Raw genomic sequence first — 13,488 nt, forward strand, 5'->3', positions numbered from 1 at the left:
CCAGACCTTCCTGGACCAGAACGAAATCCCCCGGTCAAAGTCCTGGCGAACCCTCGGCAGTTGACCTCGACCATCAAGATCACCGACAGAGTCAAGCTAATGGCGTGTGCCATAGGGGCACCGTCGGCTGGCCTCCAGCGCCCCGAGTTGTCCCGCCCATGGTGGTCCGGGTCATCAAGGCGGTGGTCGGCGTAGTGCCGGAGACCATGCCTTGGGCGCCCCGCTCTGCCAACTCATCGACATGCGCTGCGAGGGCCACAACCCGCCTGCTTCCTGAATGGCGAACTGCCCTGAGCGTCCGCCCCGGGGTGGTGCCGGCACCGTCTGAAGCGGCGACCCATCGTGAACGCCCGAACGAAGAGGGGAACGCCAGTGCGGGCAATGCCGCTGTCCGTGTGACCGGTACGGCCCCGGCGCCGCTGGTGCGGTGTGTACGAAGCCGGCCTACACCTACGCGGCTCCGTCATCTGGCTCCGCAGCCTGACGCCCGCACCATGATCCGAATTCAGAACAGGCCCTAGTGGTTACCGCCATCGACGGCCTGGGTTTGGCAGAGGCTCAGCGTCTCTACGGGCCGGGCCTCGTCCATCGCGCACTCAACCTGGCCAGCAACGATCGGATCCGCATTCATGCAACCCTTGCCTGAGCCCCGCTGGCAGGTCCGGGTACAACTCCGTCGGGTCCTGTCGCGGTAAATCTCGTCGGATTTACCGCGACAGGACCCGTAGACTGCCGCCACCGACCTGCGGCGGCTTGATCCGCGCGCAGGGGCGAGGTGTACGCATTTACCGCGACGGGGCAGGAAGGGGCGGGTGAGTGTCGGTCGAACTGGCGAGCGCGCCAGAGGCAGGGGGCGCGATGGTGCCGCAGCGTGCCCGGATCGTGCCCCTGTCCGCCGGACCGCAGTCCTACGCCGCGGCGGTCGACCGCTACCTGACCGCAGCCGGGATCTCCCAGGGCTCCGCCCGCGTCTACCGGATCTCGCTCACGAACTGGTGCTGGCTGCTGGCCGGCGAGCCCACCCCGCTCGGACCCTCGCGGCGCGGGGCGAAACCTCCCGCACTCGCCCTCGGCGTGCTGGACGATCCGAACATGCCCGAGCGGCTGGCCGAACGCGCCGCGGAGCGGGCGGACGCGGTGGACACGGACACCGTCAACCGCGAGCTGTCGGTGGTCCGCAAAGCGGTTACCTGGTGGCGGCGGCAGGGCTGGATCACCGCCGACCCGACCCTGGGGATGGGGCGTCGCCCCACCCCGCCGGACAAGACGAAGGCACTGGCGGAGAACCAGATCGCTGCCCTGTGGCACCTGGAGGTACCGCTGCGGGACAAGACCCTGTGGAAACTGCTCTACGAGTCCGCCGCGCGGGCGGATGAGGTGTTGTGCCTGAACGTCGAGGACCTGTTCACCGCCGACAAGCGGGGGAAGACCACCGCCAAGGGCGGGGCGATCGAGTGGATCCACTGGCAGTCCGGCACCGCCCAACTGCTGCCCCAGCTCATCGCCGGCCGCAGGAGCGGCCCGCTGTTCCTCACCGAGCGCCGTGCTCCCGATGCCGCCCCCAGCTTGGACGTGTGCCCGGTCACCGGCCGAGCGAGGCTGTCCTACCGGCGGGCGGAGGAGATCTTCGAACAGGGCACTCGGCTGCTGGCCAACCCGCTCGCCGACAAGGACCAGGCCGATGAACTGGAGGGGTGGACGCTACACCGGCTGCGGCACAGTGCGCTCACCCACGACGCCGAGTCCGGTACGTCCACCCCGATGCTGCTGGCCCGCTCCCGGCACGCCTCCGTCCGTCCCTGGAACGCTACGCCCGCCCCGGCGTCGACTCCGTGGCCAGACACGTCGCCTCCCGCGATCCCGCCGCCCGTCGCAGAACGCCCTGACCTAACCAGGCAAAGCCGCCAGTCCTCACCGGAAGAGAGCACGCCGATGACCGCACAACCCGTCCATCCCCACCCGCCACAGGATCGGGTGCCCCGCACCGTCGACGGCATTGCCGCCGCACTGGCGCCCGCGCGGCGCATGGAGTTCTACCGGCAGCTCGGCACCGCCCCGCTCGACCAGGCCGAGGCCGTCCTGCGGCGCTGGTGGTGCGAAGCGATGCTGGACACCGACCCCGACGGAGACCGCCTCACCGAGGCCGCGCTGAACGGCACCCTGCCGACAGCCAGCGTCGCTGACGTCATCGCTCGCCGCCACGAACAGGGGCTCCCCGTTGAGTGACAGCGAGGAGACCGAGGGCTGGCCCTGCCACCTCTCACCCGAGGTCGAACGGCTCCTGCTCGACCCCAAGACCGACCCGCAAATGTTCTCCGCGATCATCGCCACGACAGTCGTCATCAACGAGACCAGCGGCGAGGTGCCCGGCCACACCGCCTCCCAGCAGTGGCCGCAGCAGCGCCGGATCCCACTCGGCCCGCACGGCTCCCTCGGCGTCGCCGAGTACGTGGTGGTCGCCGACGCCGACCCGCCCCACTGCATCCTCACCCGCGTCCAGCCGTACTGACTTCCGGCGCGGCTAACCGGCTTGCCGGTGCGCGGGCTGCGGTAGATCCGGGTGAGTCCGACCGTGGCCAGGCCGCACAGCAGGCCGGCGACGGTCAGGGCGATCTCCAGGGCCAGGCCGGTGCCCTGTGATGAAGCCCTTGATGAACAGGGGGACCAAGACGCCGGCGGTGAGTAGCGGGCGCAGGATGCGAAACGTCGCCCGCAGCGCCGAGGGTAAGGGGCAGCGAGAGGTAGATCTCAGCGTCCGGGTGCGCGTGAAAAAGCGCCTTCACCCGTCCTTCCAGCTCGGCCATCTGCTCGTTCAGTGCGATGATCAGCCGTCGGCTGCAGCTGTCGTGGTTCCGACGTACCTGCCGCCCGCGAGTACCTGTGCGGGCGGTTTTGCTGTGCAGTGTCTCGGAGGCCAGGGCAGTCACCTCCGGTTCCCGCGCGGTGCGGGAACCGATCTCGAGTCCCTTTGGAGGGTGTGCATGGCCAGCGGAACCGTCAAGCGGTTCAACTCGGCCAAGACGCTGCACCCCGGGGTGCTGAACGACTGCTTCTACCAGGCCGCCACCGCCGTCTGCCGCAAGCGCGCCAAGGCCCTCGGCCGCCCGGTGCCACTTCACAACATGTGTCTGCACTGTCCCAATGCCCGCCGGTCGGCAGTGCACTTGCCCCGGCTCACCACCGCACGGGACCAGGCCCTGTCGGTGCTCGACCTGCCCAAGAAGGAACGCGAGGCCATGCCTCGCCTGCAGGTGATCGCCCTGACCGACTACACCACCGAACTCGACGAACTCATCCAGAGCATCACTACAGACGGCAGTAAGGAAGGCACGAGGACGGCGTGAACGACGAGACACGGCTGCGCATCCGGCACGCCTTCGACCGGCACTCGACCGGCGGCAGAGTGCTCACCGACATCGACCGTTCGCTGATGGAGGCGTTCGAGCGGTTGATGCACGGGCTGCCCGAGCTCACCGACGGCGAGATCACGATCGTGAATCTGTGCACCGAGGCCGGTGTCTCCCGCGCGTCCTTCTACCGCTCGCCGCTGGCCCAGGCAGTGAAGGAGATCCTGGATGCGCCGCAGACCCGCCGCCCGGAACCGGAGGAACTGCGAGCGGAGGTATCCCGGCTGAAGAAGGCGGAGCGTGAGCTTCGCAGCGAGCACGCTGCCGAGATCCGGGAGCTAAAGGACACCCTGGCCACCTACGCCACCAGATCCAGGTCCTGACCTTGCGCACGCCGAGCTGGAGACACAGAACGCCCGTCTCCTCGAACGGCTGCGGCAGTCCGGGGACAACGTCGCGGTCCTGCCGACCCCGAGCTCTCCTTTGCCCTGACCGGGCGCGTCACCTGCTGTTCACGCCGTCTACGGCGGCGAGCTGTCTGTGCAGGTCGGTGAGAGGTTGGTGCTGCGGCCCCGCTCGGGATGCGTGTGCTGCCCGCAAACGGCGCTGATGTTCGCTCGGTAGCAGCGTCGCCCTTCTGAGACGCCGAAGTTCTCAACGTCGGCCCGCCACGTCAGCAGGTCTTGCGGTACGGGATGTCAGTGATGTGCGCCTTCCATTCCTGCTTGGTGAGAGGGCCCGACCTGGCGCAGAGGTCTCGGATCAGGCGCGCGGGGGCGATGGTGTCGGTGAAGAACCTGCCGTGCTTGTCCACGCCGGTCAGCGTCGAGCCGTCGGGGGAGAAGGCCAGCGCGAGGATCTCGTCGAGGGGGCCGGTGAGGGGGACGCCGAGCTCGGTACCCGTGCGGCGGTCCCATACCTTGATCGCGTAGCCGGGTGCGGATTGGTGCACGGTGGCGAACAGCCGGCCGTCGGGTGAGGCGGCGGTGGACTTTTCCGGCGTGAACAGAGGAGTGCTCACGGCGCCGGTGCGCAGGTCTTCTCCGTTGGGCAGGAGTGTCCGAGCGTCCCAGAACCTCACGTAGGGCCGGAATCCACGGGGGTAGGTGTAGAGCGTCGAGCCGTCCTCGCTGACGGAGTCCACTTCCAGGCTCGGAGAGCCCTTGGCGAGGACCTTGCCGGAGGGGAAGGCGACTCTGCCGAAGTTCGGGGCGGCGATCACGCTTTTGCCGTCGGGCTGGAAGAAGACGGCCCCTCCGTTGTCGGGGTATCCGAGGTTGGCTCGCACCTCACGGATCCGGCGCATGGTGGTCAGGTCCCAGAAGGTCAGCACATTGGTCTGGTCTTTGGTCACGACCTGGACGGCTAGCGACTTGTCGTCCGGTGAGAACGCGAACGCCATCGTCGCTTCGTCGGACTGGTCCTCCTTGAGGATGGACAGACTGCCGAGCATCGACCCCTTTTTCCCGCCCGTGTCCCAGATCTCGATCCTGGTGCCGCTGAGAATGCCGAGCCGACGTCCATCGCGGCTGAGCTGGATCTCTTCCACGGGCCAACCCGAGGCTTCCGCACGCGCGGTCAGGTCGAAACGCTTGGTCCGCGACAGCGTGGACCAGATTCCGATGTCGCTGCCGGCACCCAGCGCAAGGGTGCGCCCGTCGCCGGAGAACACCCCTTGTTCGTAGTAATAGCCGTTGTCCTTGGGGGGCTTGGTGAATGCATTCACGTCGACCGACCGGACCACGCCGTCGGTTCCGACGCACCGGAGCTTCGAGTCGTCGGCCGTGAAACGCAGCGCGGTCGGGGGATAGCACTCGCTCTCAGTGGTCGAGTAACGCATGACCGGTCCGGTACTCGTCAGCGACGACACATCCCAGACGAAGGCGTTGTGCACGAGGTACCGGCCGTCGTGGCTGAAATACATGGAAATGTAGTCCGTGGCGTCCTCAGTACCTTTGAGTTCGATGCCGGTCCATTTCTTGGTCCGGTCGAACACGCTGATTCTGCCGCCCTTGGCCCGCACAGCCGCGCGTTTCCCGTCCGGGCTGAACACCACGGGACCCTCGATGTCGCCGGCCTTGAGCCCGTAGTAGGGGAGGGGGGCAAGTATCTTCTTCTTGGCGCGCAGGTCGATCCACGTGAACGGCTTCCCCTGGCTGCCGGGCAGAGAGAGCACACGCTCGTCCGGAGAGAACGAGGAGTCCTTCAAGAGAGAGACGGGCGCACGGGTGCTCAACGTAATGATCCTGCGGGCGGTACGGGTGTCCCAGACCGCCAGTGTGGACTTCAGGTCCGAGTCGGTCGTTTCGACCATGAGGTAGGTGCCCCGAGGGCTGACCGCCACACCCGGCCAGTTTCCGCTGGCCTCCTTGGCGGTGCGGTATGTGGCGTGCGCCTTGCGGAGACGGGCGCCCACGATGTCGATCAGGCGGGTGTACCCGTCCTCGGTACTCACGGCGGCCGTCTTACCGTCGTCGGAAAGGTCCACCCGTTGGACCCTGGCCGGAGCCGCATAGGAACCGGTCTTTCTACGAGTTCTGACGTTCCAGAACTCCACACGCGTGCCCCCGGCGGCCACCAGAACCTCCCCGGTGGCATCCAGATCGAACTGCGTCGCCACAAAGCCCGGCAACTTCAGCGCATCGTCCTCCTGCTGGTCGTGCAAGGCGAGCAGCGCCGACCACGACTCGGGAGTGTCGGCCAGCCGCGCCGAAGCGATCGCCAGCCGCCGGCCGAGTTCGGGATCGGTGCGGCGGACCGCCTGCGCGACGCCGGCCACCTGGGCGGACGCGGCACGGTCACGCTGGCCGATGACGGTCTGCCGCTGGCCGAACGCGACGCCGGTGGCGATCAGCGCGAGTACCAGCATGACGACGAGACTCATGTTGATGCGCCGGGTGCGCCGCAGGGCCGTTTGTTGATGCTGTCGGCTGGCTTCCACGAGCGAGGTGATCTCGGCCGGGAGGGAACGCTGGCCCGCCCATTCCTCTCCTTCCGCGAGGAGGGAGCCGTCCAGCAAGTCGCCGGGCAGGCCGCTATGTGCGTGGCGGTCCTGCTGTTCGGTGGCGCGGCGCAGCCAGACCTGGAACTGGTGGTCCTGGGCGACCCAGTCCCGCAGGTCGGCCCAGCCGCGGATGAGGGCGTCGTGGATGAGCTCCACCGCCGGTTCGTCAGGAGGCGCCCCGGGAAGCGCGGTCGTGTCGGTCACGACGATGCGGTAGCGGGTCAGGGCCGCCAGTACAGCGTCGAAGGCGGCGTCGGTGTCAGGGTCGGTGGCCCCGTGGTCGGTGGCCAGGGCGCGCAGGCGGGTGAGCGGGACGGGCCGGCGGGTGGCGGGGATGCCGTTGGCCTCGTCGGCCGGCTGGACCAGCGCGGTGAGGATCCGTTGCGCGACGGGACGCTGCTCGGCGGGGAGTTGACCGAGGGCACGGTTACACCAGGCCGTCAGACTGCCGGTCACCTTGCCGAGCTTCTCGTAGGCCGCGTGGGTGAGGTGGCCGTCCTCGCGGCGGCGGCGTACCCACAACTGACGCAGGGCCAGCTCCAGCGGCGGGAGCAGGGTGACCGGCGCCTGCCGGGCCACCGGGTCGATGTCCAGGACGTCGTCGACGATCCGGTCCGCCAGACCGGCCTCTAGAGGCAGGCCCACGGCCGCGGCGGGCCGGGTGATGATCGCTTGCAGGTCCTGGCGGCTCAGGGTCGCGGGGACGTTGCACAGCCCGGGGAGGACGGCGTTCATCAGGTCGGGGGCGACGGCGTCGAGCGGGGCGTAGAAGTCGTTGCGCATGACCAGGAGCACGGTGACGGCGGCGTGGGATGCGCCCAGTTCCACGAGCTGGTCCACGGCCCGGAGCCGCACGTCGTCGGCACGTCGGTCCGAGTCGGGGGCGGGCTGGGTGAGGAGTTCCTCGAACTGGTCGACGACCAGCAGCAGACGGTCGTGGTCGGGCTCGGCGGCCAGGCGGGCCTCCACCGCGGCCGGCAGACCGTCCGTGGCCGCACCGGGCAGACCCGCGCCCTCCAGCTCCGCGAGCAGGTCCTGGCCGGGACGGACGCACAGCGGCAGCCAACGGTCGCTGCCCGGTATCTCTCCCTCGGCCAGGGCGGGCAGGACACCCGCGTTGATCAGCGACGACTTCCCCGCTCCGGAGGGGCCCAGCAGCATCAGCATCCGCCGGTCGCCGCCCAGCGCGGCGAGCACCCGTTCCACGGCGGCCTCACGGCCGTGGAACCACTCCGCGTGCCGGGCGGTGAACGGCTCCAACCCCAGATACGGGCACGCCTGATGCTCGGTCAGCCGGGGCCGGACCTCCCGCAGCACCTCGGCCGGAGTGGCGTAGGCGATTCCCAGCCCTTTCAGGTGGGCGTCGGGGGAGGCGATGGCGGTGACCATGCCGATCACCAGGCCGGTCATCTCGTCCACCACCGGTCCGCCGCTGAACCCGGTGGTCAGATCGTTGGCCTTCGACAGCTGGAGCAGCCGTCCCGCGCCGTCGGCCTCGGGCAGCAGGCCGCCGACTTCGCCGTACCCGAAATGCCCGCTCCGTGGCGCCTGGGCGGGGAACCCGAACGAGAAGACCCCATGCCCCCGGCATCCCGCGCTCGTCCCCACGGCCATGCCGCGGGCTCCCGCCGGAACCGAGTCCAGGCGGAGCCCGGCGACGTCCTCCGCGTCCGGTGCCCGCCACTCCTCGGCCACCGCCTCGGCCAACACCCTTGGCGCGTCCGGCAGATGGGGGAAGCGCACCTCCACCCTGCCGCCCGGTGACCGGCCGGCGGCGCGCACGACATGCGCACAGGTGAAGCCGGTGTCCCCTCCCGTCAGGAACCCCGCGCCGGCCACGGTGCCGTCCGACGCGAGCACCTGGAAGACCGACGCGGACACCGACGGCTCACCCGCCCCGGCGAGACTGCTCTCGTCGTCCGGGAGGCCTGCCGTCGCCGCCACGGTCGTCACGGGGCATCCGGCCCAGCGTCACCGCTCTCCCACACCACGCGGACCTTCAGATGGACGGCCGTCTCGCCGGAGGTGATGACCGCGCCGGCCTTCGCCGACAGGTTCACCCCGAACTCCACCTCCACCTCCCGCGGCCCCGCCTGGCGCAACTGGTCCAGCACCGCCCGCGCCGTCTCCCGCACCGGAACCAGCGATTCCTGCAGGGTCCGAGGCAGCTCACGTACGGCGTCCCCGACCCGGCCCGCCTTCACCGGCCCGTCGAACTCCGGTGTGTCTTCCATCTCTTCCAGCAGAATCGCCCCGCCGCCTTCCAGCGGCAGCCGCGCAAGACCCGGCATCGGCCCACCTCCTCGGAAAGTCCAGAATGGATCTGAGCTACTCAACCGGAAAACAGTTCCCATCCGCCCCTGGTTTCACCGTCTCCCGAGGACCGCCACATACGGACCGGATGGCTCCGTGGGCCGTGATCAGGCCCTGCGCGACCTCGGCCAGCACATCGAGTCGAATGAGGCCGTCATCCTCGGCTCCGGCGGTGCCCCGGCAGCATCGAGCCCGCCCCCAGTTCCAGGTCATCGCCGACGTCCGCACCCACTGCCTCGGCTCCGATCATCGGGCAGCATCCGGCACCTGCTCCAGCCTCATGGAATGCCACCAGGACGTGCTGGCCCGCTCCCCGTTCTCCAACGTCGAAACCGCCCGCTGAGACCGCACCGTCGCCGCCCGCTGGACGACGTAATCGTCGGCCCGCAGTTCTCCTGCAGGTACTCCGGCCCCGCCTAACTCGGCGACCACAACGACGCCTTCGAACGCGACTGGCACCAGGCCCTCGACGAGTGCAGTCCCGACGGCAGCCGACGAAGCCGTACGCGTCGAAGCCATTATCGCCACTCGCCCCCGACAACCGCGCGCTGCTGCTTGGCGCACGACCGCTCGTCACGCAGCCAGGCAGCAGCGACGCCTTGAGACACCCCCGGGCTGGAACAGGTTGACAGACCGCATAACCGCCGGAGACATCCACGAGCACCAGGCCGGTGTGGGATCGGGGGAGGAGGTGGCGAGTTCGGTCTCGGCGGCGGCCGGGGACCGCCGGCACGCGGTGGCGTCGCGGAGTGCGGCGTGGGCGCGGGCCAGTCGCAGGTGCAGCAGTGAGCGGGCGCCGCGCGCCGGTAGCGGGCGTTCAGGGACTCGATGGTTATCTGGAGTTCGGTTCGGTTCTGCTGCATTGACGTGCTGTTTCGTGTCGTGGACGGTGTCCATGATGGGTGTGATCGGGGATTTCTGAGCGCGTTCAGCAGGGGCCAATCGTTGTCGAAGCGCGACGCGAAGGACGGGGTTCTTCGGCCCGGATCGCCCGTTGGTCGCCGAGTGCGTGGGCGAGCTGACGGCGGAGGCGCCGGTTCTCCTCGAGGAGTTGGCGATTGCGCTGGTTCGCCGCTTCCAGGCGCCGAAGCAGGGACTCCTCGGAAGCTCGCTGCCGGGCCGGGACAGCCGATTGTGGGGACCGGCGCTGGATCTCGCGGAGCCGCTCGATCTCGGTTCGCAGGTCGGCCTGGGTGTAGAGCCAGGAACGGGAGATCTGGCCGTGGCGGGCGACGCTGTCGAAGGTGATCGAGGTGCCGTTCGCTTCGAGTTCGCGGAGGGCCTGGATGGCTTTGGAGCGGGTGAGTTCGTGTCGCCGGCGGGCTGCTGTGATCAGGTGGTCGGTGTTGTCAGCTGGCATCGGCGGCGCCTTCCGGCTGCGAGGACACGGGGACGGCGAGGCTGGTGATGATCGTGTCGAGGTTGCTCAGGACCTGCTGGTTCATCTCGACGAGCCGTTGCTGGCCGCGGGCTTCGGCGGCCGAGATGATCTGCAGGATCTCGGTGCGGTGGTGGCGGTGCTGGGGCAGGAAGTCGGGTGTGGTGACGAACATCGGGCAGGTCAGGCAGGCGTTCGCATGCGGGCAGCTCTGCTGGACGGGCAGTTGGCAGTAGCCGTTGGGGAGGGCTTGGGTGGCCCGGGAGAGGCGGTGTTTGGCCCAGGCGGCCTCGGCGAGCGGGCCCTCGGGGTCGAGACGGACGGCTTGCCCGCTGATGTTGATTTTCCGGGCCTTCTCCCAGTGCTCGCGGACGGTGGTGTCGTGCAGCCGCGCGTAGTGGGCGGTCATCTGCGGCGAGTCGTGGTCGAGGATGCGGCGGACGACTTCCTGCGGGACGTCGCGGTTGATCATGCGGGTGCCCAGGGTGTGGCGCCACTGGTGTGGGGTGAGGTGAGCCGGACGACCGTATTCGTCGCGGACCTTGCAGCGTTCCAGCCAGCGATAGAGCGCCAGCCGGTAGGTGGAGCCGGCGGTGGGGTGCTGTCCGTCGACGTTCTTCGTCGGCCTTGGGAACAGCAGCGGGCTGCCATCCGTCCAGCGGGCCTGGACGCGTGCTTGCTGGTCGTGGATGAGATGCACGATCTCCTCGTCGACGGGCACCAGAGCGTCGCGTTTCATTTTGTGGTTGACGTAGCGCAGGTAGGGGGCGCCGTCGGTGTCGGTGACCAGGCAGTCGAAGGCGAGCTTCAGGGCGTCGGTGACCCGCAGGCCGCAGCGGATCAGGATGAGCGTGACGAGCCCGTAGGCGGGGCTGTCGAAGCGGTCGAGGTTGTCGGGCTGCTCGACCTGGGCCATGACGTGCTCGGCCAGGGCCCGGGGCAGCCGCTCGGTGCGTTTGGGGTAGTCCTGGCTGAAGAACATCGCCGTCGAGGGCAGGCTGGTGTCCCACTGGTGCTGCCGGACTGCGTGGAAGAACTGGTTGAGCAAGCCGATGTGACTGCCCTGACGCTGGGCATTGCCGCCGTACTCGGCATGGAGATCGGCCAGATAGCGCTCCAGGACCGGCCGGTCGAGCTGGGCGAGGACCTCGATGCGGGCACCGTCCTTGTTCAGGAAGCGGGCGAAGCGGACCAGAGCGGCGATGCCGCGGCGAACGGCCTCGTAGGACAAGTCGCAGCTGATCCGCCAGCGGGCCCACCGCTTGGCCAGTTCTCGGAACTGGGGCTGCTCGATCTCATCGAACCGTAGGGTCCGGTTGGCGTCAGTGACCCCAAGACGTCGCAGGCGCCACTGGTCACGGGGATACTCCGCCTCCCATCCGGCGCCGGCGGCCAGGTCCTCCGCTGCCTGGCGGGCGTAGATGAGCAAGGCCCGGGGGTTGGAGTCCTTCGGTGCGGGCCGGCCGATCCTGCCCCTCCAGTCGGCCTCGCTCGCCTGAAGCAGCGACGTCTCGCTCGCCGTGGCCAGGAACCGGACGACCTGCATGACCACGCTCGGTGAGGTCTTCGAGGCCCGTTGCCCGGCCCGGCACTGCAGGGCGTATTGCAGCTCGAGTTTCAGCTGCGGCGCCAGCCCCTCGAAGCGTACGACTTGATCGGAGGGGATCACTTCGCTCTCGAAGGCGGCCGCGAAGCCGGCCGGTTCGGGGTGCCCGTTGACCTGCCATGTCTTGGTGTGGGAGTGGCAGAACACCGAGTCGGAGTGCGGCCAGAGCTCGCAGTACGTGATCAGGCAGGACGCTCCGGGCGGCGGCTGCGGGATCGCGGGCGGGGCGGTGAGCCATCGCTCGAGGTCGGGGCGGCCGGCGCGGATCCAGCGTTGGCCGTGCAGATCACACATGCCCTGGCGGGCCGACCCGTAGCCGCAAGCAGCAACCTGGCAGTTCGAGTTGGGCTGCTGCCTGGACCAGCGAGGGTCTGTCGAGGCGGCGAACCCCTCCACGTCCGGGCGTCCTGCCGCCTTCCATCGCAGATGGTGGCCCTGACACAGGCCCCGGTTGCGGACATGCCGCCGGCAGGCGGGAACCAGGCAGGCACCGGTGCCGAAGACCGGATCTTCCGCGTCGAAGACCAGCATGTCGGCGCGGAACTCAGGCCGGACTGCGGCCATCAGCTGACCGCGCAGGCTGGTCCGTCCCGGTCGGTGGTGGTCCGGCTGTGAGGCCGGGGTCACCAGGTCACCTCCCTGCCGTCGAACCATCCTGCCTGCTCCAGCACCCGGCGGGCGTCCTCGATGCTCAAGTGCCCATAAAAGGAAAGCGTGGTGGTCACTGAGGCATGGCCCAGCAGCGTGCTGACCACCTCGAGCGGGGTGCCGTCCCGCAGCAGCCGGGTCGCATACGTGTGCCGCCACCAGTGCGGATCAAAAGCGATCCCTGTGCGGCGCCGCAGCCGCCTGACCAGGTCATAGACGGCCGGATAGGCCAGTGGGTGGCCGTGTGGCCGGCCCCAGAGATTCACGAAGACGTAGTCGGAGTCGAGATCGCCGTACTCCTCGTGGAGGTAATCAGCGAACAGCCGCACCAGCTCGGCACTGACGGGAACGGTCCGGGACCGGCCCGACTTCGTGCGGGCCCCGTTGGCGTTCTCCCGAGGCAGGATCGTCACCGTCTGTTCGGCCGCGGCGATGTCCTCGTGCCGCAAGCCGAGCGCTTCCCCGATCCGGATTCCGGAGTCGTAGAGCAGGGCGAACAGCAGCCGGTCACGCAACCGGTCACAGGCGTCCAGAATCTGCTGGGCTTCCGTCGCGCTCAGCACCCGGGGCAGCTTCCGCGACGCCTTCAACGTGATCGCCCGGCCGGGAGACGGAGCAGACTTGCTGATGTGGTGCAAAAACGGCTTCCACGAAGCCCCGCGGCCGCGGGCCGGCTGCCAGGCCACCAGCAGATCCCCCAGCTCAACGCCGCCGCGGGCAGCGTGCTGGTAGAACGCCGACAAGGCCGACAGCTTCCGGTTCACCGTGCGCGCGGTGCAGTGCCCCGCCACCGACGGCAGCACCGCCACCTGCCCCGACCGGCCCGCGGGCGGCAGCCGCAACCAGGCCACGAACTCCCCAATGTCTTCCAAGTGCACCCCACGCCAGTCCAGGCCGCGACGGTGCAGGAAGACGAACCAGTCCTTCAGGTCATGGGCATACGCCTTGACGGTGTTCGGGGACTTCTCAATGTCGCTCAAATACGCCAGATAGCGCTCGACCGGCGCCACCGGAACATCGTCGTCCCCAAGCACCGTCCACGACTCCCGCCCCGAACCGGGCAACACCACCCGTTGCACCAGCACCGTTCCTCCAACCGATACGCGTCATGGACGGCGGCAGATAACCACATCCACGACGCCCGGAACGGGCTGCGACAGGTCCGTGCTCAACATGATGGACGCCCTTCGGG

10 protein-coding genes are annotated in these 13,488 nt (G+C 69.0%); 5 read left to right on the plus strand and 5 right to left on the minus strand.

Annotated elements, in window-relative coordinates:
- Positions 1 to 816: 816 nt before the first annotated feature.
- The 4 genes from EFK10_RS49735 (at position 817) to EFK10_RS08655 (ending at position 3,730) form a co-directional block, all read left to right on the plus strand.
- Complete coding sequence (locus EFK10_RS49735; RefSeq protein ID WP_240677079.1) at positions 817 to 2,226, plus strand: tyrosine-type recombinase/integrase; 1,410 nt, start codon at positions 817 to 819, stop codon at positions 2,224 to 2,226.
- Positions 2,219 to 2,509: a hypothetical protein gene (locus tag EFK10_RS08640; RefSeq protein WP_127355155.1), complete on the plus strand. Its 291-nt coding sequence runs from the start codon at positions 2,219 to 2,221 to the stop codon at positions 2,507 to 2,509. The genes EFK10_RS49735 and EFK10_RS08640 overlap by 8 nt, the downstream gene beginning before the upstream one ends.
- 472 nt (positions 2,510 to 2,981) lie before the next feature.
- The gene (locus EFK10_RS08650) at positions 2,982 to 3,344 is read left to right on the plus strand and encodes a hypothetical protein (RefSeq protein ID WP_127355157.1); all 363 of its coding nucleotides are present in this window, start codon (positions 2,982 to 2,984) and stop codon (positions 3,342 to 3,344) included.
- Complete coding sequence (locus EFK10_RS08655; protein WP_127355158.1) at positions 3,341 to 3,730, plus strand: hypothetical protein; 390 nt, start codon at positions 3,341 to 3,343, stop codon at positions 3,728 to 3,730. The genes EFK10_RS08650 and EFK10_RS08655 overlap by 4 nt, the downstream gene beginning before the upstream one ends.
- A 290-nt stretch (positions 3,731 to 4,020) precedes the next feature.
- On the opposite strand, the gene EFK10_RS08660 is transcribed toward EFK10_RS08655, so the two are convergent.
- Both EFK10_RS08660 and EFK10_RS08665 read right to left on the minus strand, forming a co-directional pair.
- Positions 4,021 to 8,304 carry an nSTAND1 domain-containing NTPase gene (locus tag EFK10_RS08660; protein WP_127355159.1) on the minus strand — a complete coding sequence of 1,428 codons (4,284 nt, stop codon included), beginning with the start codon at positions 8,302 to 8,304 and terminating at the stop codon, positions 4,021 to 4,023.
- On the minus strand, positions 8,301 to 8,642 hold the full coding sequence (locus EFK10_RS08665; RefSeq protein WP_127355160.1) for a CU044_2847 family protein: 342 nt from the start codon (positions 8,640 to 8,642) through the stop codon (positions 8,301 to 8,303). The genes EFK10_RS08660 and EFK10_RS08665 overlap by 4 nt, the downstream gene beginning before the upstream one ends.
- Positions 8,643 to 8,836: 194 nt before the next feature.
- Between EFK10_RS08665 and EFK10_RS47145 the strand changes: the two genes are divergently transcribed.
- Positions 8,837 to 9,007 (plus strand): hypothetical protein, encoded by a 171-nt coding sequence (locus tag EFK10_RS47145; protein ID WP_164835891.1) that lies wholly within the window; start codon positions 8,837 to 8,839, stop codon positions 9,005 to 9,007.
- A gap of 585 nt (positions 9,008 to 9,592) precedes the next feature.
- Here the strand turns inward: EFK10_RS47145 and EFK10_RS08670 are convergent.
- From EFK10_RS08670 to EFK10_RS08680, 3 genes are read right to left on the minus strand one after another with little or no spacing between them, the layout of a single operon-like run.
- Positions 9,593 to 10,024 (minus strand): DUF6262 family protein, encoded by a 432-nt coding sequence (locus EFK10_RS08670; RefSeq protein WP_127355161.1) that lies wholly within the window; start codon positions 10,022 to 10,024, stop codon positions 9,593 to 9,595.
- Positions 10,014 to 12,275, minus strand: a complete 2,262-nt coding sequence (locus EFK10_RS08675; RefSeq protein WP_240677080.1) for a tyrosine-type recombinase/integrase — start codon at positions 12,273 to 12,275, stop codon at positions 10,014 to 10,016. Before EFK10_RS08675 ends, EFK10_RS08670 begins: the two co-directional genes overlap by 11 nt.
- A complete protein-coding gene (locus EFK10_RS08680) occupies positions 12,272 to 13,306 on the minus strand; it encodes a tyrosine-type recombinase/integrase (protein WP_240677081.1) in 1,035 nt (344 codons plus the stop codon). Before EFK10_RS08680 ends, EFK10_RS08675 begins: the two co-directional genes overlap by 4 nt.
- Positions 13,307 to 13,488 lie beyond the last annotated feature (182 nt).

This window comes from Streptomyces soli (assembly GCF_003999195.1).
In the GTDB taxonomy this organism is placed as follows: Bacteria; Actinomycetota; Actinomycetes; order Streptomycetales; family Streptomycetaceae; genus Actinacidiphila; species Actinacidiphila soli.